At 39.2% G+C, this 24,177-nt stretch carries 24 protein-coding genes and 2 pseudogenes; 20 read left to right on the forward strand and 6 right to left on the reverse strand.

The annotated features are described in order from the left end of the window. Positions 1–201: 201 nt before the first annotated feature. The 14 genes and pseudogenes from rimP (at position 202) to BTR42_RS02495 (ending at position 12,379) form a co-directional block, all read left to right on the forward strand. On the forward strand, positions 202–735 hold the full coding sequence (gene rimP / locus BTR42_RS02435) for a ribosome maturation factor RimP (RefSeq protein ID WP_174564797.1): 534 nt from the start codon (positions 202–204) through the stop codon (positions 733–735). Between the two features lie 84 nt (positions 736–819). After that, positions 820–2,010 (forward strand): transcription termination factor NusA, encoded by a 1,191-nt coding sequence (gene nusA / locus BTR42_RS02440; RefSeq protein WP_012961433.1) that lies wholly within the window; start codon positions 820–822, stop codon positions 2,008–2,010. Between the two features lie 19 nt (positions 2,011–2,029). Next, entirely contained in the window at positions 2,030–2,326 is a 297-nt protein-coding gene (gene rnpM / locus BTR42_RS02445) for an RNase P modulator RnpM (protein WP_077496238.1), read from the forward strand. After that, positions 2,319–2,621, forward strand: a complete 303-nt coding sequence (locus BTR42_RS02450) for a YlxQ-related RNA-binding protein (RefSeq protein WP_061459024.1) — start codon at positions 2,319–2,321, stop codon at positions 2,619–2,621. Before rnpM ends, BTR42_RS02450 begins: the two co-directional genes overlap by 8 nt. 19 nt (positions 2,622–2,640) lie before the next feature. Further along, positions 2,641–3,267 (forward strand): annotated as a pseudogene (locus BTR42_RS13015) (translation initiation factor IF-2 N-terminal domain-containing protein); the annotation flags it as partial. 75 nt (positions 3,268–3,342) lie between these two features. Next, positions 3,343–5,367 (forward strand): annotated as a pseudogene (gene infB, locus BTR42_RS02455) (translation initiation factor IF-2); the annotation flags it as partial. Between the two features lie 853 nt (positions 5,368–6,220). Then, complete coding sequence (gene rbfA / locus BTR42_RS02460) at positions 6,221–6,571, forward strand: 30S ribosome-binding factor RbfA (RefSeq protein ID WP_077496240.1); 351 nt, start codon at positions 6,221–6,223, stop codon at positions 6,569–6,571. 110 nt (positions 6,572–6,681) lie between these two features. Continuing rightward, positions 6,682–7,224, forward strand: a complete 543-nt coding sequence (locus tag BTR42_RS02465; protein WP_061459023.1) for an LOG family protein — start codon at positions 6,682–6,684, stop codon at positions 7,222–7,224. A 12-nt stretch (positions 7,225–7,236) separates the two neighbouring features. Further along, complete coding sequence (locus BTR42_RS02470; protein WP_077496242.1) at positions 7,237–7,785, forward strand: nucleotidyltransferase family protein; 549 nt, start codon at positions 7,237–7,239, stop codon at positions 7,783–7,785. A gap of 141 nt (positions 7,786–7,926) precedes the next feature. Next, positions 7,927–8,358, forward strand: a complete 432-nt coding sequence (locus BTR42_RS02475) for a CopY/TcrY family copper transport repressor (protein ID WP_077496244.1) — start codon at positions 7,927–7,929, stop codon at positions 8,356–8,358. A gap of 23 nt (positions 8,359–8,381) precedes the next feature. Then, positions 8,382–10,619, forward strand: a complete 2,238-nt coding sequence (locus tag BTR42_RS02480; protein ID WP_074658703.1) for a heavy metal translocating P-type ATPase — start codon at positions 8,382–8,384, stop codon at positions 10,617–10,619. Between the two features lie 21 nt (positions 10,620–10,640). Continuing rightward, a complete protein-coding gene (locus tag BTR42_RS02485; protein WP_003063427.1) occupies positions 10,641–10,844 on the forward strand; it encodes a heavy-metal-associated domain-containing protein in 204 nt (67 codons plus the stop codon). Between the two features lie 102 nt (positions 10,845–10,946). Beyond that, complete coding sequence (locus BTR42_RS02490) at positions 10,947–11,564, forward strand: trimeric intracellular cation channel family protein (protein ID WP_009853452.1); 618 nt, start codon at positions 10,947–10,949, stop codon at positions 11,562–11,564. Between the two features lie 2 nt (positions 11,565–11,566). Beyond that, positions 11,567–12,379: a Cof-type HAD-IIB family hydrolase gene (locus BTR42_RS02495; RefSeq protein WP_012961437.1), complete on the forward strand. Its 813-nt coding sequence runs from the start codon at positions 11,567–11,569 to the stop codon at positions 12,377–12,379. 35 nt (positions 12,380–12,414) lie between these two features. On the opposite strand, the gene BTR42_RS12825 is transcribed toward BTR42_RS02495, so the two are convergent. The 4 genes from BTR42_RS12825 to BTR42_RS02510 all read right to left on the reverse strand — a co-directional run bounded on the left by BTR42_RS12825 (position 12,415) and on the right by BTR42_RS02510 (position 14,793). Beyond that, entirely contained in the window at positions 12,415–12,984 is a 570-nt protein-coding gene (locus BTR42_RS12825; protein WP_231873065.1) for an Mbeg1-like protein, read from the reverse strand. Further along, entirely contained in the window at positions 12,953–13,492 is a 540-nt protein-coding gene (locus BTR42_RS12830) for an Mbeg1-like protein (protein ID WP_231873066.1), read from the reverse strand. Before BTR42_RS12830 ends, BTR42_RS12825 begins: the two co-directional genes overlap by 32 nt. Further along, entirely contained in the window at positions 13,493–14,086 is a 594-nt protein-coding gene (locus BTR42_RS02505) for a TetR/AcrR family transcriptional regulator (RefSeq protein ID WP_074658707.1), read from the reverse strand. A 149-nt stretch (positions 14,087–14,235) separates the two neighbouring features. Further along, entirely contained in the window at positions 14,236–14,793 is a 558-nt protein-coding gene (locus BTR42_RS02510; RefSeq protein WP_009853456.1) for a TetR/AcrR family transcriptional regulator, read from the reverse strand. Positions 14,794–14,926: 133 nt separating this feature from the next. Here BTR42_RS02510 and BTR42_RS02515 point away from each other — a divergent pair, with 133 nt between their 5' ends. Further along, on the forward strand, positions 14,927–15,772 hold the full coding sequence (locus tag BTR42_RS02515; RefSeq protein ID WP_039692312.1) for a DegV family protein: 846 nt from the start codon (positions 14,927–14,929) through the stop codon (positions 15,770–15,772). Positions 15,773–15,796: 24 nt separating this feature from the next. On the opposite strand, the gene BTR42_RS02520 is transcribed toward BTR42_RS02515, so the two are convergent. Together BTR42_RS02520 and BTR42_RS02525 are read right to left on the reverse strand one after the other, a co-directional pair. Beyond that, positions 15,797–16,312 carry a YgjV family protein gene (locus tag BTR42_RS02520; RefSeq protein WP_077496246.1) on the reverse strand — a complete coding sequence of 172 codons (516 nt, stop codon included), beginning with the start codon at positions 16,310–16,312 and terminating at the stop codon, positions 15,797–15,799. A gap of 5 nt (positions 16,313–16,317) precedes the next feature. Continuing rightward, entirely contained in the window at positions 16,318–16,899 is a 582-nt protein-coding gene (locus tag BTR42_RS02525) for a GA-like domain-containing protein (protein WP_077496248.1), read from the reverse strand. Positions 16,900–17,249: 350 nt separating this feature from the next. On the opposite strand from BTR42_RS02525, the gene BTR42_RS02530 reads away from it, so the two are divergent. The 5 genes from BTR42_RS02530 to BTR42_RS02550 all read left to right on the forward strand — a co-directional run bounded on the left by BTR42_RS02530 (position 17,250) and on the right by BTR42_RS02550 (position 24,177). Then, entirely contained in the window at positions 17,250–18,881 is a 1,632-nt protein-coding gene (locus BTR42_RS02530; protein WP_012961444.1) for a Na/Pi cotransporter family protein, read from the forward strand. A 134-nt stretch (positions 18,882–19,015) separates the two neighbouring features. Beyond that, entirely contained in the window at positions 19,016–20,164 is a 1,149-nt protein-coding gene (gene nagA / locus BTR42_RS02535; protein ID WP_013642708.1) for an N-acetylglucosamine-6-phosphate deacetylase, read from the forward strand. A gap of 620 nt (positions 20,165–20,784) precedes the next feature. Continuing rightward, a complete protein-coding gene (gene glyQ, locus BTR42_RS02540) occupies positions 20,785–21,702 on the forward strand; it encodes a glycine--tRNA ligase subunit alpha (RefSeq protein WP_012961446.1) in 918 nt (305 codons plus the stop codon). Then, positions 21,702–23,741 (forward strand): glycine--tRNA ligase subunit beta, encoded by a 2,040-nt coding sequence (gene glyS, locus BTR42_RS02545; RefSeq protein WP_077496250.1) that lies wholly within the window; start codon positions 21,702–21,704, stop codon positions 23,739–23,741. The genes glyQ and glyS overlap by 1 nt, the downstream gene beginning before the upstream one ends. A 178-nt stretch (positions 23,742–23,919) precedes the next feature. After that, positions 23,920–24,177, forward strand: a complete 258-nt coding sequence (locus BTR42_RS02550; protein WP_003063463.1) for a DUF896 family protein — start codon at positions 23,920–23,922, stop codon at positions 24,175–24,177.

Below are 24,177 nucleotides of genomic sequence, written 5' to 3' on the forward strand. Positions count from 1 at the left end.
TTTCTAGCTTTATCAAGCATAAGTCTTGATATTTCAAATAAAATGTGCTATTATAATAAAAAATATGTAGAAGGAGGCGGAGTTTGTGACTTCGCCTCTTGTGGTGCTTAAATCTCATTTTAGCTAAAAAGGCTAGTGATTACATGAGATTAGGAGCGAAGTTCTACGATGAGACGCTACAAGTCCACTTCGTAGAAGTGAATGAGCGTAGTGAACTTTCTATTTTTGATTTTGAAGATAAAGGAGGGGATTCTTATCGCAAACGCAAATACAATCATTGATGTTGTTACAGAAGTGGTTGCACCAGCTATTAAAGAGCCGTTTGAATTGGTTGATGTCGAGTATGAGAAAATGGGGAGCGATTATGTGCTTAGCATTTTAATTGACAAACCAGAAGGGATTACGGTAGATGATACAGCAGAGTTGACTGAAATTATCAGCCCTTTGCTTGATGCGATTAAACCAGACCCATTTCCAGAGCAGTATATGTTGGAAGTGTCTAGCCCTGGTTTAGAGCGTCCGTTAAAAACGAAAGAAGCTCTTGAAAAAGCTGTAGGTTCTTATGTCAATGTTAGTCTCTACAAAGCGATTGATAAAGTTAAGGTATTCCAAGGGGACCTTGTTGCTTTTGACGGTGACACATTGACCATTGATTATTTGGATAAAACGCGGAAAAAAACAGTTGAAATTCCGTATTCGACAGTTGCAAAAGCGCGTTTGGCAGTGAAATTGTAGTCAAGATTTACAAACTACAATCTGATTTTATTTAGATATAGACGAAAGGATACGCTCTACTGACCATGTAGAGCAATGAAAACAATGAGCAAAGAAATGCTAGAAGCCTTCCGTATTTTGGAAGAAGAAAAACACATTAACAAAGAAGACATCATTGACGCTGTGAAAGAGTCTTTGAAATCAGCTTACAAACGTCGTTATGGTCAATCTGAATCATGTGTTATTGAATTCGATGACAAAAAAGGTGATTTTAAAGTTTACACTGTTCGTGAAGTTGTTGAAGAAGTTTTTGATAGCCGTTTAGAAATCAGTTTGTCAGATGCGTTGAAAATCAGTTCAGCTTATGAACTCGGTGATAAAATTCGTTTTGAAGAATCTGTTGCTGAATTTGGTCGAGTTGCTGCTCAATCAGCTAAACAAACAATCATGGAAAAAATGCGCCGTCAAATTCGTGAAGTAACTTACAATGAGTACAAACAACACGAAGGTGAAATCATGACTGGTACTGTTGAACGTTTTGACCAACGTTTCATCTATGTTAACCTTGGTTCGCTTGAAGCGCAATTATCACACCAAGATCAAATTCCTGGTGAAACCTTCAAATCACATGACCGTATTGAAGTTTATGTTTACAAAGTTGAAAACAATCCAAAAGGTGTCAACGTTTTTGTAAGCCGTAGCCATCCACAATTCATCAAACGCATTATGGAACAAGAAATTCCTGAAGTATTTGACGGAACAGTTGAAATCATGAGCGTTTCACGTGAGGCTGGAGACCGTACAAAAGTTGCTGTTCGTAGCCACAATCCAAACGTTGATGCTATCGGTACTATCGTCGGTCGTGGTGGAAGCAACATCAAGAAAGTGATTAGCAAATTCCATCCAAAACGTTACGATGCCAAAGCTGGTGTTGAAGTGCCAATCGAAGAAAATATCGATGTTATCCAATGGGTTGAAGATCCAGCAGAATTCATCTACAACGCCATTGCGCCAGCAGAAGTTGATATGGTTCTTTTTGACGAAGAAGACAGCAAACGTGCGACTGTTGTCGTTCCTGACAACAAATTGTCACTTGCTATCGGTCGCCGTGGACAAAACGTTCGTTTGGCAGCTCATTTAACTGGTTACCGTATCGACATCAAATCTGCATCAGAATACGAAGCACTTGAAGCTGAACGTGAAGCAAACGCAGCTGTAGCACAAGAAGAAGTTGCACCTGTTGAAGAAGCAGCTGAATCTGTTGAAACTGAAGTTGTAGCAAACGACGCAGAGTAAAGAAAGATAGAGGTGTTTGATGGCTAAAACACGTAAAATACCTTTAAGAAAATCAGTTGTTTCAGGCGAAGTAATTGATAAGCGCGATTTGCTTCGCGTTGTTAAGAACAAAGAAGGCGAGATTTTTATCGACCCGACTGGTAAGAAAAACGGTCGCGGTGCTTACATCAAGCTTGACAATGAAGAAGCAATCCAAGCTAAAAATAAAAAAGTGTTTAATCGTAGTTTTTCAATGGAAGTTCCTGACGAATTTTACGATGAATTAATTGCTTACGTCGATCACAAAGTTAAAAGAAGAGAGTTGGGTCTTGAATAACCGTGAAAGATTGTCAAATTTGATTGGTCTAGCACAGCGAGCAGGAAAAGTTATCTCTGGTGAAGAATTAGTTATCAAAGCGATTCAATCTGGAAAAGCACAGCTTATTTTCCTAGCCAATGATGCTGGCGCTAATTTGACAAAGAAAACAACTGATAAATGTCAATATTACAAAGTAGAAGTCTCCACAGTGTTTAACACACTGGAATTAAGTGCTGCTCTTGGAAAACCGCGTAAAGTGGTAGCCATAGCAGATGCTGGATTTTCAAAGAAAATGAGGACTCTTATGAACTAAAAGAATAGGAGGACATCAATTGTCAAAGAAAAGATTATATGAAATCGCTAAAGAATTGGGTAAATCAAGCAAGGAAGTTGTTGAATATGCTCAAGAATTAGGACTTGCTGTTAAGAGCCATTCTTCTAGCGTTGAAGAATCTGATGTCAAACGCATTGTGGCAAAATTTTCAGATAAGCCTCAATCTACTCCAGCTAAACCTAAAGTAGAAAAAGCATCTGAAAAAACAGTTGCACAAGCTCCAAAAGCTACTCCTGCAACACCAGCAAAACCACAAAGCCGTAATTTTAAGGCTGAGCGTGAAGCGCGTGCCAAAGCCGAAGCTGAAAGACGCGCTAATGGTGGCGATAAAAAACGTCGTAACGACCAACGTCGCGATGACCGTTCAAATCGTAATGATCGACAAGGGAATGCCCAAAATAATCGTAAACAAAATAAACGCGATCGCAATTCTCAAAATCATAATCGAAGAGATCAACGTGATAATCGCCACGATAACCGTCAGCAACCAGCAAAACCACGTGTTGACTTTAAAGCACGTGCCGCTGCTATAAAAGCTGAACAAAATGCTGAGTATTCACGTCAAAGCGAAAATCGAATTCATGAGCAAGAAAATGCCAAACGCAAAGCAACCGCTGCAAAAGAGCAAGAACAAAAGGCTCGTGTTGAGGCAAAAGCTAAGGCTGAAGAAAAGAAAGCAGTAGTTAAAAAGGCTGCGCCTTCTCCACAAACTGTGGTGGCAGAACATCCTGCACCAACTGCTGATAAACGTCGTAAGAAACAAGTTCGTCCTGAAAAATCACATGATTACAATCATGAGCATGAAGACGGACCGCGCAAGAATAAAAATAGAAAAAACTGGAATAATCAAAACCAAGTGAGAAATCAAAGAAATAGTAACTGGAATAATAATAAGAAAAACAAAAAAGGTAAAAATAATCGTAATAATGCTCCAAAACCTGTAACAGAGCGTAAGTTCCATGAATTGCCTAAAGAATTTGAATATACTGAAGGTATGACAGTCGCTGAAATCGCAAAACGTATTAAACGCGAACCAGCTGAAATTGTTAAAAAATTGTTCATGATGGGTGTTATGGCAACACAAAACCAATCCCTCGACAGCGATACAATCGAATTGTTGATGGTTGATTATGGTATTGAAGCTCATAAAAAAGTTGAGGTTGACGAAGCTGATATCGAACGCTTCTTCGTAGATGAAGATTACCTCAATCCTGAAAATATGGTTGAACGTGCACCTGTTGTTACAATCATGGGTCACGTTGACCATGGTAAAACAACCCTTCTTGATACCCTTCGTAATTCACGTGTCGCTACAGGCGAAGCTGGTGGTATCACTCAACATATTGGTGCTTATCAAATCATTGAAAATGGTAAGAAAATTACTTTCCTTGATACACCAGGACACGCGGCATTTACATCAATGCGTGCGCGTGGTGCGTCAATCACAGATATTACAATCTTGATTGTTGCTGCTGATGACGGTGTTATGCCTCAAACAGTCGAAGCCATTAACCACTCTAAAGCTGCTGGTGTCCCAATCATCGTTGCAATCAACAAAATTGATAAACCAGGTGCCAACCCAGAACGTGTTATCGGTGAATTGGCAGAACACGGTATCATCTCAACTGCTTGGGGTGGCGACTGTGAATTCGTTGAAATTTCAGCCAAATTTGGTCAAAACATTGATGAATTGCTAGAAACAGTTCTCCTTGTTGCTGAAATGGAAGAATTGAAAGCTGACCCAACAGTTCGTGCTATCGGTACAGTTATCGAAGCTCGTCTTGATAAAGGTAAAGGTGCTATCGCAACACTTCTTGTTCAACAAGGTACTCTTCACGTTCAAGACCCAATCGTTGTTGGTAACACATTTGGTCGTGTTCGTGCTATGGTTAATGACCTTGGACGTCGTGTAAAAGTAGCTGAACCATCAACACCAGTATCAATTACCGGTTTGAATGAAGTACCTATGGCAGGTGACCACTTCGCCGTTTATGAAGATGAGAAAGCTGCGCGTGCCGCTGGTGAAGAACGTGCTAAACGTGCATTGATGAAACAACGTCAAGTAACACAACGTGTTAGCCTTGAAAACCTCTTTGATACGCTTAAAGCAGGTGAAGTTAAGACTGTTAATGTTATCATCAAAGCCGATGTACAAGGTTCAGTTGAAGCTCTTGCTGCCTCACTTCTTAAAATTGATGTTGAAGGCGTGAAAGTTTCAGTTGTCCACTCAGCTGTTGGTGCTATTAACGAATCAGACGTTACCCTTGCTGAAGCCTCAAATGCCTTCATTATTGGATTTAACGTACGTCCTACACCACAAGCACGTCAACAAGCAGAAACTGATGAAGTGGAAATTCGTCTTCATTCAATTATCTACAAAGTTATCGAAGAAGTTGAAGATGCCATGAAAGGTATGCTTGACCCTGAATACAAAGAAAAAATCATCGGTGAAGCTATCATCCGCGAAACCTTCAAAGTTTCTAAAGTTGGTACAATCGGTGGATTCATGGTTACAAGTGGTAAAATCACTCGTGATGCTAACGCCCGTGTCATCCGTGACGGTGTCGTTATCTTCGACGGGAAACTTGCTAGCCTTAAACATTTCAAAGACGACGTTAAAGAAATCGGAAATGGCCAAGAAGGTGGTTTGATGATTGAAAACTACAACGACATTAAAGTTGATGACGTCATCGAAGGCTACATCATGGAAGAAATTAAACGTTAGGGAGTGGTACAGAACCCAAAGATTCAAAGTTCGTCGTACCACCCCCGCACAGTTGACTAGGTTGGTCGCAATTTTTGCGAAGCAAAATAAGAACTGCCAGTCAACCACTGCGCAACGATTGAGACTAAAGTCTCTAATGGGAATACGGCAATCTCTATGGAGCATTGCCTAAACGTTACACTAGTCTAAAACTTCCAGTATTATCGACTGAAAGTTTTAGCCGTCGAAACGCTTGGGAGTAAGACAACCACCAAAAAAAGTAGGTTCGTCGTCTTACACCCGCACAGCTCAAAAACTTTGGGGAAGCTTTTGAGGTTGGAAATGAAGTCAAGCGTAGCTTGATGTCAAAAGGGGTGTAAAAGCTGATTTATCAGCGCATTAGAACCCACTCAACTACTGCGCCAAGTATTGAGACTAAAGTCTCTAATGGCGTATGATAAGCTCTAGCAGACTTTCAGTTGATGGCTAGCTTTCAAGAATTCTCTAGTAAAAACAGAGCTACATACTGCAGTCTTGTTTTACCACGGTGGTAGCTATCTTTAGAGTATCAACAAATTTAGTTTTTATGAAATAATTTCTAAAATTTGCAAGTCTTGTCTATTGATTGATTATTTGCGAGCGAAGCGAGCAACAAGACGATACTTACCGCTGTGGTGAAAGTGGCTGAATTTACTACTATTCAGCCACTCGGAAGTTTTGAGACTTTAGGCTCAAAACTTAGGCATGGAATTTCTTGGATTCCTTCAATAGTCCACTGGACTATTGAACCTGCCGTCCGCACCACTTAAGGAAAGTATCAAAAAGACTTCTTTAGAAAAATAAAAAATATCAAAATAACTAGAAAGGATATTTTATGGCTAATCATCGTGTTGACCGTGTTGGTATGGAAATCAAACGTGAAGTAAACGAAATTTTGCAAAAAAAAGTTCGTGACCCACGTGTTCAAGATGTGACAATTACTGATGTTCAAATGCTTGGAGATCTTTCAATGGCTAAAGTGTATTACACTATTCACTCTGAACTTGCGTCAGATAATCAAAAAGCTCAAACTGGTCTTGAAAAAGCAAAAGGAACTATCAAACGTGAACTTGGTCACAACTTGACTATGTACAAAATTCCAGATTTGACATTCATCAAAGATGAATCAATCGAATACGGCAATAAAATTGACCAAATGCTTCGTGATTTGGAAGCTAAAAAATAACATAGCTTTCCATTTCAGTTAAAAATAGAAAAACAATTAAGAACTCGCTAATTGGCGGGTTCTTTTGTGTTATAATAAAAGTGTTTTTTTGAAATGGGGAAATAAAAAAGATGAATATCACGGTTTATTTGGCTTCAAGTATGGGAAATACGCCAGATTATTATGAACAAGTTGTCGCATTTGCGCATTGGTTAGCTCAACATGACCATTGTTTGGTTTATGGTGGAAGTAAAACTGGGCTTATGGGAGTTTTGGCGGACACGGCATTGGCACAGGGTGGTAAAGTCTATGGTATCATGCCTGATTTTATGCAAAAACGTGAAAAGGCACATCAAGGCTTAACACACTTGCAAATTGTTGATGACATGGACGAGCGTAAGCGTCTCTTAATGGAAGAGGGCGACATTTTAGTCGCATTTCCAGGCGGTCCAGGGACACTTGAAGAGATTATTCAGGCTATTTCATGGGCGCGTGTTGGGCAACTCGACAAGCCCTGCTTGCTTTTTAACATGAACGGTTACTATGATAGCCTCAAAGAACAATTTAATCAGATGGTGCAGGCAGGATTTTTAACGACAGCTGACCGCAAAAAGGTTATCTTTGTCGATAGTCTGCAAGCGTTAGAAGAGGTTATCAGTAGTTATCAGAAATGAGGGATGGGATTTATGGATTTACAAGCGTTATTTGTGCAAAATGAAGAGTTAATGGGGATTCTTAGGGTAATAGCAGAGCTGGATTTGCAAGATTCTTGGCTAGCAGCTGGAACATTACGCAACTATGTTTGGAATGTCTTGTCAGGAAAAGCTGGCTTGGCACAAGCAAGTGATTTAGATGTCGTTTTTTATGATGCCAATGTGTCTTATGATGAAACGCTGGCGCTTCAGCAAGGCCTTCAACAGCGCTACCCAGCCTATCAATGGGAAATCAAGAATCAGGTTTATATGCACAGCCATAGTCCAAATACGCTTCCTTACCAAAATGCGAGAGATGCTGTTAGCAAATATCCAGAGCGTTGCACAGCCATTGCAGCAAGATTGAAAAATGATGAGTTGGAACTTTTTTTGCTTTATGGTGATGACGATATTGTTAATTTTGTCGTGCAACCGACACCGCATTTTTTAGAAAATAAGAAACGGATGCAGGTCTATCGTGAACGCCTTGCTAAGAAAGATTGGCAGGAAAAATGGCCAAACTTACAACTGCTTGATAAATAAGAATAATACGCTAGGTGAAACAGATTGCTTTGAGTTTTGCAATGTGTTTCATTTTTTTATCTTTTATCGTTGACAAGTGTAAACGATAATCGTATAATAAATCTACAAACGTAAACCAAAGCTATTTTAAAGGAGGTAACAATGTCAATTTCAAATGCAGAGTGGGAAATCATGCGTGTTGTTTGGACGAAAGAAGAAACAACTAGTAGCCAGATTTTGGAAATTCTCGAGCAAAAGACAGACTGGACAGCCTCAACCGTTAAAACACTGTTGAAACGACTAGTGGATAAAGGCTATCTAGCAACACAGAAATCGGGCAAATCATTTCTTTATTCAGCACTTGTTTCTGAAGAAGAAGCTATTAATCGACAAGCTGATGAGCTTTTTGATAAATTTTGTCAGCGCAAGCATACTGCGATTATCAAACATCTCGTGGAAACAACGCCGATGACAATGGCAGATATTAACGACTTGCAAGCTATGCTATTGTCCAAAAAAGAAGAGGCACTTGAAGAAGTGCCGTGCAATTGCATCCCTGGGCAATGTCGCTGTAAAGAGCATTTGAGTGCTTAGGGTTAGATTGGAAAGGAAAATAAATGGCAAAAGAAGAAGTTTTCGTCATTGACGGCATGACCTGTGCAGCTTGTGCCTTAACGGTTGAAAATGCTGTTAAAAAGCTAGACCATGTTGACTCCGCTGTTGTCAATCTAACAACGGAGAAAATGACGGTGGATTATAATCCTGACTTAGTCAGTGAAAAAGAAATTGAAAAAGCGGTAGCAGATGCAGGTTATAGCGCCAGCGTTTTTGACCCGACAACGGCAAAGAGTCAATCAGAGCGCCAAAGTGAAGCCACACAGAATATGTGGCATAAGTTTCTTTTATCAGCTTTGTTTGCGATACCGCTCCTCTATATTTCTATGGGAAGTATGGTGGGGCTTTGGGTGCCAGAAATCATCAGCATGTCAGCTCACCCATTGAACTTTGCTTTGATTCAGCTGATTTTGACGCTTCCTGTCATGTATTTTGGACGTCGTTTTTATGTCAATGGCTTCCGCTCATTGTTTAAAGGGCATCCTAATATGGACTCGTTGGTTGCCTTGGCAACAACGGCTGCCTTCGTTTACAGCCTTTACGGTGTTTATCACATTATACTGGGGCATAGCCACCACGCGCATATGCTGTATTTTGAATCAGTTGCGGTGATTCTGACCTTAATCACTCTCGGGAAATACTTTGAAACGCTGTCAAAAGGTCGCACGTCAGATGCCATTCAAAAATTGGTGAAATTATCAGCAAAAGAAGCAACGGTTATCCGTGACGGTGTGGAACAAGCTGTTGCGATTGAGGACGTGCGCGTTGGAGACCTCATTTTAGTAAAACCTGGGGAAAAAATCCCTGTTGACGGTAGTGTGGTTTCAGGGCATTCGGCGATTGATGAGTCAATGTTGACAGGGGAAAGTATCCCAGTTGAGAAAGCTACAGAGGATAAGGTTTATGGTGCTTCAATCAATGGACAAGGGGCGCTAACCATTCGTGCTGAAAAAGTTGGTGATGAAACCTTGCTCGCCCAAATTATTAAATTGGTTGAGGATGCGCAGCAGACCAAAGCACCGATTGCGAAAATTGCGGATAAGGTAGCAGGTGTTTTTGTTCCAACTGTTATCGTGATTGCGCTTGTCACCTTCATTTTCTGGTACTTGATTATGGGACAAACCTTTGTCTTTGCTCTCCAAGTTGCCATTGCGGTTCTTGTCATTGCTTGTCCTTGTGCGCTTGGTCTTGCAACACCGACAGCGATTATGGTCGGAACTGGTCGCGGTGCTGAAAATGGTATCCTCTATAAACGCGGTGATACCCTCGAAAATGCTCACCACCTCGATACCATTGTCTTTGATAAAACAGGAACTATCACCCAAGGCAAACCACAAGTTGTTGATATTTTTGCTTATCAAGGCGATAAAGATAAGCTTCTTGCACAAGTTGCCTCAATCGAGAAATTGTCAGAACACCCTCTTAGTCAAGCTATTGTGGAAAAAGCATCCGCAGATAAGTTAGCTTTGACAGAGGTCACACAATTTAAGTCCTTAACAGGATTTGGCTTGCAGGCTGATATTGACGGACAAACAGTTTACGTCGGAAACCGCAAGTTAATGGAAAAATATCAGGTTGACTTGACCGCTAGTCAAGAAGCGGTGCTGGCTGCGACTCAAAAAGGACAAACACCGATTTACATCTCGGCAAATGCACAACTACTAGGACTTATCACCGTAGCTGATTTGCTAAAAGTAGACAGTAAAGAAACCGTCGCTAAATTGCAAGAAAAAGGCATTGATGTTGTCATGCTGACAGGCGACAATAGCAAGACAGCACAAGCTATTGCTAAACAAGCTGGTATCAAAAATGTTATTAGCGAGGTCCTACCAGACCAGAAATCGCAAGCCATTCAGGATTTGCAAAGTCAAGGAAAAATGGTTGCCATGGTTGGTGACGGGATAAATGACGCACCTGCCTTAGCGGTAGCGGATATTGGTATCGCTGTCGGTTCTGGGACAGACATTGCTATTGAATCAGCAGATATTATTCTCATGAAACCAGAAATCTCAGATGTTCTGAAAGCCTTGAGCATTAGTCGTTTAACGATTAAAATTATCAAGGAAAATCTTTTCTGGGCATTTATCTACAATATCTTAGCGATTCCTGTCGCTATGGGTGTATTATATCTATTTGGTGGACCTCTGTTAAATCCAATGATTGCAGGACTTGCCATGGGATTTAGTTCAGTTTCAGTCGTCCTCAATGCCCTTCGCCTAAAATATATTAAACTGAATTAATGATAAACAAAGGAGTTTCACATGGAAAAAACGTATGAAGTTACTGGCATGAAATGCCAAGGTTGTGTCAAAACAGTAACAGAAAAATTGTCAGCTGTTCGTGGCGTTGAAAAAGTGGTTGTTGATTTGGATAAAAAACAAGCAACCGTCACAGGAAATCCTTTCAAGCTCTCCCTAAAACGAGCACTCAAGGGAACAAAATTCACCCTTGGAAAAGAAATTTAAAAGAATTTTAAAAATCATAAAAAAACAGACTCAGTGCTGTTTTTTTTTTGCGTCAAAAATGATAAACTAGTCTAGTAAGAAAAAAATGAATTTGGAACGAAAATGACAATAGATGTTTGGGATATTTTAAGTATTATCGGAACGATTGCTTTTGCACTTTCAGGAGCTATTGTTGCCATGGAAGAAGATTTTGACATTCTAGGATTGTTTATCTTAGGATTTGTAACAGCTTTTGGTGGTGGTGCCATTCGTAATCTTTTGATAGGATTGCCCATTAGTGCGCTTTGGTCGCAAGGTCAAGCATTTTATTTTGCCTTGGTTGCTATGTTATTTATCATGGTATTTCCAAATCTCATTACTCATAAAGGTTGGAGAAAGGCAGAAGTGTTGACGGATGCTATCGGGTTAGCGGCGTTTAGCGTGCAAGGAGCTATGTATGCGGTGAAATTGCATCAACCCTTGAGTGCAGTCATTGTTGCGGCAGTTTTGACTGGTGCAGGTGGCGGTATTGTTCGTGATGTTTTAGCAGGGCGAAAACCTGGGGTGTTACGAAGCGAAGTTTATGCAGGTTGGTCAATTTTAGCAGCGCTAGCGATTTACTTTAAAATCGTCCATAACGATTCGGGTTATTATTTGCTTGTTTTGATTCTGACCATCTTACGTATGATAGGTTACTGGCGTCAATGGCATTTGCCAAAAATTAAACGGAAGGTCACTTAGAAATGATTAAATTAATTGCAATTGATTTAGACGGAACTTTACTGAATTCAGATAAAAAAATTCCTGATGAAAATGTCAAAGCTATTCAAGAAGCTGCTAAAGCAGGTGTGAAAATTGTTCTTTGTACAGGACGACCAAAATCAGGAATTCTGCCTTATTTTGAGCGACTTGGCTTGACTGATGAAGAATACATTATTATGAATAATGGCTGCAGCATTTACAATACTAAGAATTGGGAGCTTGTCAGTTATGCCCAAGTTAATAATGATGAATTGGACAAATTAGACCAAGTGTTAGCGGACTATCCAGAGGTTTGCTTGACATTGACAGGCGAAAAACATTATTATGCCGTTGGGAGCGAAGTGCCAGAATTGGTTCAATACGATGCAGGGCTTGTTTTCGATACAGCTAAAGCTGTTAGCATTGATGAACTGAAAGCTAGTTCAGAAATTATCTTCCAAGCCATGTATATGGCAAGAGCGCCTTATTTGGACCCATTCCAAGAAGCCAAAGAAAGCGCCTTGGCAGCTGAATTTAGCGTGGTGCGCAGTCAAGAATACATCTTTGAAGCTATGCCGAAAGGTTATACAAAAGCTACGGCTCTTAAAGCTTTGTCAGAAAAACTTGGCTTTACTCCAGCAGAAGTAATGGCAATCGGTGATGCTGCTAATGACATTGAAATGCTAGAATTTGCTGATAACAGTGTTGCCATGGGAAATGCGACTGACGAAGTCAAAGCGCTTTGCCGCTACGAAACAACAACCAACGACCAAGCAGGCGTAGCCCAAGCCATTTACGATTATGTGTTGAAATAACAATGAAACCTGATTGAGGCATATCAATCAGGTTTTTATTTGATAAAAAGGGTCTTGTGGTGGCTAAGTCCTGCCTGACCAAATGTTTTGGCTACCTGTTTCCAGCTTTCTTTACTACTCGGTGTGGCTTCTTTCAAACCTTTAACCAATAATTTAATGTTCTTTTTCCATTGGCTACTTGCATCTGCCATGTAAACGCCGTCCAGAGTTTGCGTAATCGTGTAAAGGGAGTCAAGACATTCTTTTTTGGTAGCGTCGTCAAGAGAATTATTCAAAGTTGCGATTGTTTCGCTAACAAAGTGAGACATTGAGCTTGCTTTATCCACACAGACAAACTGTCCATCTTGAATCAACCAAGTGTAGAGGTCATGTTCAAAGATAAGCTTAGCCGTACTTTTAACAATGACAATATTCTTCTCTTCAAAATCAAAGATACGTCCGATAACGGAATTTTCAGGGATAAATTTTAACAGTTTCTTTTTTCTTAGTTGCAATTGTGGGAAATCATACATGGATACTTGAATCCCAGGACCATCAAAACTGTCTGAACGTTTGATATGATTGGCAATTTCCTCAGAGACAAAACCTGTGGCGTAATGTGCCAAATTGCCCCCCCTTAGAATGTCCACCTAGGTAATGCGTTCCGCCGTATTTAGAGATAATGTGTTCGACATATGCAACAGCCGCTGTTTGTGAAGGAATAGCGTTCATATAAGAAAGATTAAAATCTTCTTTCCAGCCGACAAAAGTTGAATTTGTCCCACGAAATGCAATGTAATAAAGGTCTGGAGCAATTTTGAAGGTTGTAGCTGAAAATTGAAGCTCCGAATTAGCGTCAAATTGTGTTTGATTATCCAAAATTTGAATGTGTCGCCAGATAGGGTGTTTTGCTAAACTAGTGATTAATTTACGGTTCAACGCTTCATTCCAAGTACGCTCGACCAACTGGTCAATGACTTTCTCATCTGTAATGTCAGCAAGTTTCAGCGATTGTTCAAAGATTTCAAAATGAAGGTAACTTAACTGCGAGAAAATAAGACTTTCCACGCCTTTGATGTAACGCCCCTCAAAAAAATTAGGCGTAGAAAGCAGATAATCAATCATATTCGACATTTAGAGTTCCTCCGTCAAAACACCATTTAAGCCCTGTAAAATCACTTGACTAGCTTGCGCAGAAAGGGTTTCTAAACGATTGTCATTTTGAAATGATAACCAATTATCATAAATGGCAATGAGCCCTCCCACCACAAAAATAATCGTTGTTTCTTTTGTACTTTTATCTTTAAATAAGGTCTCAGGAAGAATCTGATTGACTTCCTTAATCAAAGAAGTCTTTAATTTTTGAATTAACGAATGATGTTCTAAACGTCCCAAACGCAACAAGTCATTATAATCGTTGTAGTCTGTTTCAATGATATTTGTCAATGCTTGGAAAATGCGACTAAAATTTTTTAAATCAGCTGGAACGAGTAGCAATTCAATGACAGTTTCAAAATCATCAATGATGTCATTTTCGATTTCTTCGATAACCTCATCCACATTTTGATAAGAATGATAAAACGATTTTCGTGTGATTTCCGCTTGGTTAGCAATGTCAGTAATGGTAATGTCTCTTAATTCTTTATGCTTTAATAGCGCCAACAAGGCTTCTCTGATTGTTAATCGAGTTTTTAAAGTTCTACGATTTAATTTTTCTTCTGTTGCCATAAGCCACCTCTTAAAATAAACAAATGTATAGTTTGTGATTTGATTTTAGAACAAATGTTTACTTTTGTCAAAGAAAAAATGTAATCAAGATTAGATAATTCACCCAAAATAAAATCCCTCCAACCAAATCGTGGTTGGAGGGGTTCTTTTCATAAGAAAAGTGGTAAACCAATAGCGGCTACTTCTTCGGCAGGAATTCGCATATCGTCGGCTACCCAGTTTGAGAGTACCGAGATAATGGCATTGCTCCAGAAAGAATTAGTGTAGCGAGAATCATGCTTTTTCTTGAAACGTTGATAAGCTTTTAAGCGTTTAGAAACGATACTTGTCAATAGCTTTTCAAGGTGTTGTTCAAAAATCATTCGTAAAACGTTGGCTTCCTTTTTCGCTTCCGTCAATATGAAAAGCCATGCTTGGGATAGCTGTGTCTTTAAATCGAAATTTTTGATGCCTCGAAAAATACGGCGAACAATTTGCGTTAAAATAGATTCAAGAATGGCTTCCTTAGATTTGTAATTTCGATAGAAAGCATTACGTGAAACGCCAGCTTTAGCGACAAGTTCAGAAATCGTAATTTGATTTAGTGGTTTCTTTTCAAGAAGAAGTAAAAGCGCAGTTTCAAGTGATTCACGCGTTAATTTTTGTGACTCCTTGTTGGACACCTGCAAATTTTGCAAGGATTTTTGTGAAATTGTTTTTTCCGTCATGACAAAATCCTCTCACTTGTGACGTCTGATTGTTTTTGATAGCTAAGATAAAGGCTCTAATGATATAATTTTAGGAGAAAATACTTTGTTTGTCAAATAATATCAAAATCAAAAGAAATGGAGGAAAAGAGATTTGACTTGGAAAATTGTGACAGATTCTGGCTGTGATATTAAACATATCGAAGCTATCGCAGACCACACAGAATTTCAAAATGTCCCTCTAACAATACAGATTGGCTCAGAAATTTTTGTGGATGATGAAGGGTTAGATGTCGATAATATGATGGCAAGTATGTATGCAAGTCCTACATCATCAAAATCAAGTTGCCCAAGCCCAGATGCCTTCTTACAAGCCTACCAAGGCGCTGAAAATGTCATTGCTATTACGATTACAGGAAATTTATCAGGAAGTCAAAACAGCGCTCAAGTGGCTAAAAATATGCTTCTTGAAGAACACCCAAATGTTAATATTCATGTGATTGACTCACTGTCTGCAGGCGGTGAAATTGACTTGATTGTTTTAGAGTTAAACCGTCTAATTGCTAAAGGTCTCAGCTTTGATGAGGTGGTCGAAGCGATTACTGCTTACCAAGCTAAGACCAAATTACTCTTTATTCTTGCTCGTGTGGATAACTTGGTGAAAAATGGTCGCTTGAGCAAATTGATTGGTAAAGTTATCGGACTTCTTAACATTCGTATGGTCGGAAAAGCTAGTGACGAAGGGACTTTAGAGCTTCTTCACAAGGCAAGAGGTCAGAAAAAAGCTGTTCAAGCAACAATCGATGAAATGTTCAAAGAAGGTTATCAAGGTGGCAAAGTCATGATTACTCACGCCAACAATGAAAAAGCTTGCCAACAGCTAAGTGATAAAATCAAAGAGAAATACCCTCAAGCCGATATCACATTTATCAAAGCTTCAGGACTTTGTAGCTTCTATGGTGAAGATGGTGGTATCTTATTAGGATACGAAACAAAATAAACGTTAAAACACCCAAGATGAATATCAGTCTTGGGTGTTTTGTGTATGACGATTTAAGCCACTGTATTTTTTAATAGCAATAAGTGTTGTAATTGTGATGACCACGTCCATAACTAAAGCAGGATAGGCTTTAATGGTGAAGTCGTATAAAGACCAAAGTAGCATATTCTCAACCGTTACCCAGCGAAGCCATTGTACCCTATCAGTCAAAAAAGAAACGATAGTATAAGATACTGATGAAATCAAAGGTAAACAGCCGATTAATCCTAAATTATTGACATGAATGCCTAATGTTACTTGAATGATAATGAGGAGGATAGTTGTATAAATTGAATCCCATTTCTTAATCATGAGCGTATTTCGAATAATAGAAACACTGATAGAAATAGCTCCCGTATAACCACCCAACAAAAAATTGGCAATCATGGTAAAGAAATAATCAGACAGTTGCCAACTCAACATGCTTTTCTTAGTTTTGGCAAAAGATGAGATTGCTAAACAAGTTGCGCCAATGGCTGAAAAGACAAGCCCGATTGACATAATGATTAATATCCGTAAGAATCGCTATTAGTGACAGTCGAATCAGAATAAGTATTATCGTAAGTGCTGTATGTTGAATCACCTGAAGTAGTATTGCTTTGTGTAGTTGCTGCTGCGATAGCGTTAGAAACAGCATCCAAACGAGCTTGAAGTTGGTCTTTGACGGTTTCGTTTGTTAGAACATCAATTGCTGCTTGTGCCGCAGTGACATTTGCGCTTGTTTGTTCAGATTCTGCCGTTGCAACAGCTGTTTCCGCATTGCTTTCATTGGTTACTTCAGCAGAGACAGCATCCAATTGTGATTGTAAATCTGTTTTTTTACTTTCATCAGAAAGTTTATTAATGGCTGCTTGGGCATTGGTAACAGCTTCTGACGTAGGATTGGCTTGTGCTTCTGCGAGCAATGCTTCTGCATTAGCTTCTAACTCTTCTTCGCTAGTAGATGATGAAGATGAGACAGCAGTAGTTGTTTGTGAACTTGATGTGCTGGCATAATTGTTACCAAAGATTAGGTAAATACCAGCTCCAAAAGCAATTAAAATAATGCTAAGAATGAGATAAGTAACTTCACTTCTTGAGGTTTTCATGAAAGCTCCTTTTCCTTTTTATAAATTAGATACTACTTCAATAACGTAGCGTTATTCGATAAGTCAAATAATGTTAAACTTCTGTGATTAACAGAGCATCTTTCTATATTATAACATAGAAATGACAGCGCATTAATTTTTTTCGATATTCTCTTAAAAATTTAGGCTAATTTAACCTAAAACGATTATACTGCCAAAAAGGAAACTTCAAAAAATGATCGATTATTAAAAAATCAGTTTTTTATCATTTTAGAAAAAGAACAAAAAATACTTGTTTGTTTGCTTTTAATACATTAAAATGGAATTATCGGCTTTTTACGATAAAAATTATAATATTTGAGGATAAAACTGTGTCAGTAAATTGGCAAGAAATTGCTTTTAATTTTTTTGGAGGTCTAGGGCTCTTTCTCTTCAGTATTAAATACATGGGAGACGGTTTACAGCAGGCTGCTGGAGACAGACTTCGTTATTATATTGATAAATATACGAGTAATCCTTTTCTAGGAATTCTTGTTGGTTTAGCCATGTCAGCTTTAATCCAATCAAGTTCAGGAGTGACGGTTATTACTGTTGGGCTTGTGTCAGCGGGACTTTTGAACCTTCGACAAGCAATTGGAATCGTCATGGGTGCCAATATTGGAACAACGGTAACATCATTTTTAATTGGGTTTAATCTAGGAGACTATGCGCTACCGATGATTTTTGTTGGTGCTGCCTTGTTGTTCTTTACATCACGTCGAAGCTTGAATAACATTGGACGTATTATTTTTGGTGTTGGGGGAATTTTCTTTGCACTCAATATCATGAGTGATGCAATGGAGCCTTTAAAATCTGTTTCAGCTTTTCAAGATTACCTAGCAACCTTGGGCGATAAGCCAATTATGGGGGTTCTGATTGGGACAGGCTTAACCATGCTTATCCAATCATCAGCTGCCATTATTGGAATTTTACAGGGCTTGTATGCTGGTAATTTGCTTGACCTTCAAGGAGCGATTCCGATTCTTTTAGGAAGTAACATTGGGACGTGTATCACAGCTGTTTTGGCATCAATTGGTTCGAATATAGCAGCTAAACGTGTGGCAGCTGCCCATGTCCTTTTCAATGTGATTGGAACTGTGCTGTTTATGATCCTTCTTTTGCCATTTACAAGCTTAATGGAATGGATGCAATCAAGCCTTGATTTAACACCAGCGATGACTGTAGCCTTTGCCCACGGAACATTTAATATCACTAATACCATTCTTTTGTTCCCATTCATTGGAACATTGGCTTATATTGTGACAAAACTAATTCCTGGACAAGACGAAGTAGCGAAATACGAAGCAATCTATCTCGACAAAATTTTGTTGAAACAAGCACCAGCTATCGCACTCGGAAATGCTAAAAAAGAACTTATTCACTTGGGTGCTTATGCGACACAAGCTTTTGAAGCGGCATTTCTATTTGTAGAAACGAGTAATGAAAAATACGCTGATAAGACGCAAAAATTTGAAGATACGATTAATAATGTCGATGAAGAATTGACCAAATACCTCATTGAGTTATCAAGTGAACAATTGAATCAGCATGAAAGTGAGATTCTTTCAAGTCTTTTAGATTCATCACGTGATTTGGAACGTATTGGTGACCATAGTATTGGTTTGGTTCGTTTGATGGAACACAATATTTCAAAAGATATTACGTTTTCACCAGCGGCAGTTAAGGAAATCGACCAACTTTACCATGAAACGCATCGTATGATTTTGGATGCTTTAAAGGTTGTTATTGATAATGATCGTGAATTGGCTGACGAATTGGTGGAACGTCATAAAGATATTGCGCATTTGGAACGTCGTATTCGTAAGAATCACATCAAACGCATGAATAATGGTGAATGTACACCGTTGGCAGGTATTAACTTTATTGACCTCATCACACCATGCACACGCATTACTGACCACGCTTTGAACTTAGTTGAAAAAGTCATTGAAGACCAAATTTAGATTATATAGTAAATAGAAACTGGAATTCTTCCAAGTTTCTATTTTTTTGCCAAAAAAGTTAAATAGATTTGGTATATACCATTTACAAAAGTAATTATTTGGCATATAATATAAGTGAATGGAGGCGGTTAAAAATGACAAAGTATATTAAAGCAGACGAATTTTATTATCCTTATCAAGTGAAAAAAGCTGGTTATCTTGCTATCGAGGGAGATACTTTTGGAGACTGGCAAGCAGAAGTACCAAGCGATGCTGACATCATTGATTATACGGGTTACAGCATTGCTCCTGGTTTAGTTGACACTCATATTCACGGTTTTGCTGGTGCTGATGTTATGGATAACAGCAAAGAAGCTCTGGAAACCATGAGTCATGCCCTTTTAGGAGCAGGAGTGACTAGCTTTTTACCAACTGGTTTGACAGCGTCATTTGAAACTTTAGATGATATTTGTCGTACGGCAGCTGATTTTGCAGGTCAAGAAAGCGGTGCACGTATTCAAGGGCTTTTCTTTGAAGGACCATATTTTACGGAAAAATACAAAGGGGCTCAAAATCCTTCCTATATGCGTAATCCGTCAATTGTTGAACTAGACCAATGGTTGGAAAGTTCAAAAGGTTTGTTAAGAAAAATTGCTTTGGCACCAGAACGTGATGATGTGGCTGATTTTATTAATCATGCTAAGGAAAAAAATGTGATTGTTGCTTTAGGGCATTCTGATGCGACTTATGAACAAGCGGCAAATGCTGTGGAAGCTGGTGCTTCAGTTTGGGTTCATGCCTATAATGGTATGCGTGGACTTAACCACCGTGAACCTGGTATGGTTGGTGCGGTTTATGAACTCCCAAATACCTATGCTGAATTAATCTGTGACGGACATCACGTTCATCCGTCAGCGTGTGATATTTTAATGCACCAAAAAAATTATGACCACGTTGCCTTGATTACGGACTGCATGAGTGCAGGCGGTCTTAAAGATGGTGATTATATGCTTGGCGAATACCCTGTTACTGTCGAAAAAGGAACAGCACGTTTGAAATCAAATGGTGCTCTTGCGGGTTCAATTCTCCAACTAAAAGATGCCGTAAAAAATGTTGTTAATTGGGGAATCGCTTCAAAAGCACAAGCTATTAGTATGGCAAGCCTTATTCCTGCTATCTCTGTTGGTATTGATGATAAATGCGGACAAATCAAAAAAGGACATCAAGCTGATTTTATTGTCCTTGACAAAGAACTTGATTTACAAGCAACTTACTTAGGTGGCGAAAAAGTTTGGAACGCCTAAACGTGAGAGCCTGAGATGAACAATCTTGGGCTTTTAGTTTTGGGTAAATGAAAACTGTTTTTTATCTCGCCTTTGAATTTTGAATGATGAAATGAGTGAAAACAAGATTTCAGCTATTAGTTTTTTGTTTGAACCTAGACACTCCAAGTCATTTATGCTAAAATACTCTTTAAAGAGAGAAAGTCTCATGGTGTTTCTTAGCGAGTCCGAGGTGGTGGAAGTCGGATGAAACTGAAGTGAGTCGCTGGCGCTTTCGCTTAGCAAGGCTAAGTTAAAATCAGATAAATGAAGTAATAAGATAGGGTGGAACCGCGTTTTAACGCCCCTTATGAGGTATCATATGGGTGTGTTGGCGGTTTTTTATTATGGAAAAACGTTAGCCTCCAAGATACGTCGCAAAAATTAGTTATTAAAATAAGGAGTAAATACATGTCTAAAAAATTGACGTTTTACCTAGGCAATGTCAGTAATCTCCTCATTTTAATTGGCAGTCGTCGAACTGACAAACGGCAATCGCTATGGCGATTTGCCTAGCCTATGCACTAGTCAGATTGTTTAAAAATAATCGTTTTGCCCAATCTGACGTCGCAAATCAAGTTACTAAAATAAGGAGTAAATACATGTCTAAAAAATTGACGTTTCAAGAAATTATTTTGACTTTGCAACAATTTTGGAATGACCAAGGTTGTATGTTGATGCAAGCTTATGACAATGAAAAAGGTGCTGGTACAATGAGTCCCTACACTTTCCTTCGTGCCATTGGTCCGGAACCATGGAATGCGGCTTATGTTGAACCATCACGTCGTCCAGCTGACGGTCGTTACGGTGAAAATCCTAACCGTCTTTACCAACACCACCAATTCCAAGTGGTTATGAAACCATCACCATCAAACATTCAAGAACTTTACCTTGAATCATTGGAAAAATTAGGAATTAATCCCCTAGAACACGACATTCGTTTCGTTGAAGATAACTGGGAGAACCCATCAACTGGTTCAGCTGGTCTTGGTTGGGAAGTTTGGCTTGATGGTATGGAAATCACTCAATTTACTTACTTCCAACAAGTTGGTGGTTTGCAAACAGGTCCTGTAACATCAGAAGTTACTTACGGTCTTGAACGTTTGGCATCTTACATTCAAGAAGTGGATTCTGTCTATGATATTGAATGGGCACCAGGTGTTAAATATGGTGAAATCTTCCTTCAACCAGAATTTGAACATTCAAAATATTCATTTGAAATTTCTAATCAAGATATGCTTCTTGAAAACTTTGAAAAATTTGAAGCAGAAGCAAAACGTTGCTTGGATGAACACCTCGTACACCCAGCTTATGACTACGTTTTGAAATGTTCACACACTTTCAACTTGCTTGATGCGCGTGGTGCGGTTTCTGTAACAGAACGTGCTGGTTACATCGCTCGTATTCGTAACTTGGCTCGTGTTGTTGCCAAAACATTTGTGGCAGAACGTAAACGCCTTGGTTACCCATTGCTTGATGAAGCAACACGTGAAAAATTATTGAAGGAGGATGCTGAATAATGGCTAAAAATTTACTTGTAGAACTTGGTTTAGAAGAATTACCAGCTTACGTGGTTACTCCAAGTGAAAAACAACTTGGCGATCGTATGGCAGCATTTTTGAACGAAAAACGTTTGGCATTTGAAGGCATTCAAACTTTCTCTACACCACGTCGTTTGGCTGTTCGTGTGACTGGTCTTGCTGATGCGCAAACTGATTTAACAGAAGATTTTAAAGGTCCTTCTAAGAAAATCGCATTGGACGCTGACGGTAACTTCACAAAAGCGGCTCAAGGATTTGTCCGTGGTAAAGGGTTGACAACTGACGATATTGAATTCCGCGAAGTTAAAGGCGAAGAGTATGTTTACGTTACAAAACACGAAGCAGGAAAAGCTGCCAAAGAAGTGCTTGTTGACATTCCAGAAATCTTGTCAGCAATGACTTTCCCAGTAAACATGCACTGGGCAAATAACACATTTGAATACATCCGTCCTGTTCACACATTGACTGTTCTTCTTGATGATGAAGCTCTTGACCTTGATTTCTTGGATATTCATTCAGGTCGTGTTAGCCGTGGACACCGTTTCCTTGGTCATGAAACAGAAATTGCTAGCGCTGATTCATACGAAGAAGACTTGCGTAGAGTCTTTGTTATCGCCGACGCTAAAGAACGTCAAGACATGATTGTTAACCAAATCAAAGACATTGAAAAAGCACAAAACGTCCAAGTTGAAATCGATGACGAATTGCTTAACGAAGTCCTTAACTTGGTTGAATACCCAACTGCTTTCATGGGAAGCTTTGATACGAAATATCTTGAAGTACCAGAAGAAGTGCTTGTCACATCAATGAAAAACCACCAACGTTACTTTGTTGTCCGTGACCAAGCTGGTAAATTAATGCCAAACTTCATCTCAGTTCGTAACGGTAATGCTGAGTACCTTGAAAATGTCATTAAAGGTAATGAAAAAGTGCTCGTGGCTCGTTTGGAAGACGGTGAATTCTTCTGGCGTGAAGACCAAAAACTTAAAATTGCTGACCTTGTGGCAAAACTTGACAACGTTACATTCCACGAAAAAATCGGTTCACTTTCTGAACACATGAAACGCAGCAAAGTAATTGCAGCTTACCTTGCCGAAAAAGCTGGCGCTTCTGCCGAAGAAAGCAAAGCTCTTGCTCGTGCTGCTGAAATTTATAAATTCGACTTATTGACTGGTATGGTTGGTGAATTTGATGAATTGCAAGGTATCATGGGTGAAAAATATGCCCTTCTTGCAGGCGAAGATGCCGCAGTAGCAACAGCTATTCGTGAACACTACCTTCCAAATTCAGCTGACGGTGACCTTCCAGAAACTAAAGTTGGTGCTCTTTTGGCACTTGCTGATAAATTGGATACTATCTTGTCATTCTTCTCAGTTGGCTTGATTCCGTCAGGTTCAAATGACCCATATGCTCTTCGTCGTGCAACAGCTGGTGTTGTTCGTATCATGGATGCCTTTGGTTTAAAAATTCCAATGGATGAATTGATTGACAACCTTTACGCCTTGTCATTTGATAGCTTGACTTATGAACACAAAGCAGAAGTTATGGATTTCATCCGTGCGCGTGTTGAAAAAATGATGAGCAAATCAGTTTCTAAAGATATTAAAGAAGCTGTTCTTGCTGGTTCAAACTTTGTTGTGGCTGAAATGCTTGAAGCTGCTGATGCTCTTGTTGAAGTAAGCAAAGCTGCTGATTATAAAGCCGCCGTTGAAAGTCTTTCACGTGTATTCAATCTTGCTGAAAAAGCGCCAGCTGACCTAACTGTGGATGCGAGCTTGTTTGAAAATGATGAAGAAAAAGCTTTGGCACAAGCTGCAGCAGAATTGAACTTGTCAGGTAGCGCTAGTGATAAATTGGCACAATTATTCGCTTTAAGCCCAGTTATCGACAAATTCTTTGACAATACAATGGTAATGGTGGATAATGAAGCTGTTAAAAATAATCGCTTGGCTATCCTTGCTGAATTGACTGCAAAAGCTAGCAGCGTAGCAGCATTTAACAAATTGAATACCAAATAAGAAGTGGCATTTCGCTTGCCGCTCCTGACACAGTTGGCTAAAATTTTGCTAATGACTGCTAAGTTAGCATTGTCATTTTAGAGGTGTATTAGCTAATTGATTTTCTGATTTGGTAAATTATAAGAAAGGAAAAAGCGTGTAGAATCTATGGATTTTATACGTTTGGTGAGTCTTACTCATGAATGAAAAAAAGATTCAACGCATTAATGAACTTGCGCGTAAGAAAAAAACAGTTGGTTTGACAGGTGCTGAAAAAGTTGAACAAGCTGAGCTTCGCAAAGAGTACATTGAAGGGTATCGTCGCTCACTTCTTCACCATATCGCAGGGATTAAACTTGTTGATGAAGAAGGAAATGATGTGACACCAGAAAAACTAAAACAACTTCAACGCGAACGTGGTTTGCATGGCAGAAGCCTTGACGACCCAAATTCGTAA

The sequence above is a fragment of the Streptococcus gallolyticus subsp. gallolyticus DSM 16831 genome (assembly GCF_002000985.1).
In the GTDB taxonomy this organism is placed as follows: domain Bacteria; phylum Bacillota; class Bacilli; order Lactobacillales; family Streptococcaceae; genus Streptococcus; species Streptococcus gallolyticus.

Coding starts and splice junctions, on each gene's coding strand:
- BTR42_RS02510 (WP_009853456.1), bottom strand. CDS start 14,793: ATGACGGAAAAAACAATTTCACAAAAATCCTTGCAAAATTTGCAGGTG.
- BTR42_RS02490 (WP_009853452.1), top strand. CDS start 10,947: ATGACAATAGATGTTTGGGATATTTTAAGTATTATCGGAACGATTGCT.
- BTR42_RS02520 (WP_077496246.1), bottom strand. CDS start 16,312: ATGTCAATCGGGCTTGTCTTTTCAGCCATTGGCGCAACTTGTTTAGCA.
- BTR42_RS02485 (WP_003063427.1), top strand. CDS start 10,641: ATGGAAAAAACGTATGAAGTTACTGGCATGAAATGCCAAGGTTGTGTC.
- BTR42_RS02525 (WP_077496248.1), bottom strand. CDS start 16,899: ATGAAAACCTCAAGAAGTGAAGTTACTTATCTCATTCTTAGCATTATT.
- BTR42_RS02480 (WP_074658703.1), top strand. CDS start 8,382: ATGGCAAAAGAAGAAGTTTTCGTCATTGACGGCATGACCTGTGCAGCT.
- BTR42_RS02465 (WP_061459023.1), top strand. CDS start 6,682: ATGAATATCACGGTTTATTTGGCTTCAAGTATGGGAAATACGCCAGAT.
- BTR42_RS12830 (WP_231873066.1), bottom strand. CDS start 13,492: ATGTCGAATATGATTGATTATCTGCTTTCTACGCCTAATTTTTTTGAG.
- glyS (WP_077496250.1), top strand. CDS start 21,702: ATGGCTAAAAATTTACTTGTAGAACTTGGTTTAGAAGAATTACCAGCT.
- rimP (WP_174564797.1), top strand. CDS start 202: ATGAGCGTAGTGAACTTTCTATTTTTGATTTTGAAGATAAAGGAGGGG.
- rbfA (WP_077496240.1), top strand. CDS start 6,221: ATGGCTAATCATCGTGTTGACCGTGTTGGTATGGAAATCAAACGTGAA.
- BTR42_RS02495 (WP_012961437.1), top strand. CDS start 11,567: ATGATTAAATTAATTGCAATTGATTTAGACGGAACTTTACTGAATTCA.
- BTR42_RS02475 (WP_077496244.1), top strand. CDS start 7,927: ATGTCAATTTCAAATGCAGAGTGGGAAATCATGCGTGTTGTTTGGACG.
- BTR42_RS02470 (WP_077496242.1), top strand. CDS start 7,237: ATGGATTTACAAGCGTTATTTGTGCAAAATGAAGAGTTAATGGGGATT.
- rnpM (WP_077496238.1), top strand. CDS start 2,030: ATGGCTAAAACACGTAAAATACCTTTAAGAAAATCAGTTGTTTCAGGC.
- glyQ (WP_012961446.1), top strand. CDS start 20,785: ATGTCTAAAAAATTGACGTTTCAAGAAATTATTTTGACTTTGCAACAA.
- BTR42_RS02505 (WP_074658707.1), bottom strand. CDS start 14,086: ATGGCAACAGAAGAAAAATTAAATCGTAGAACTTTAAAAACTCGATTA.
- nusA (WP_012961433.1), top strand. CDS start 820: ATGAGCAAAGAAATGCTAGAAGCCTTCCGTATTTTGGAAGAAGAAAAA.
- BTR42_RS02550 (WP_003063463.1), top strand. CDS start 23,920: ATGAATGAAAAAAAGATTCAACGCATTAATGAACTTGCGCGTAAGAAA.
- nagA (WP_013642708.1), top strand. CDS start 19,016: ATGACAAAGTATATTAAAGCAGACGAATTTTATTATCCTTATCAAGTG.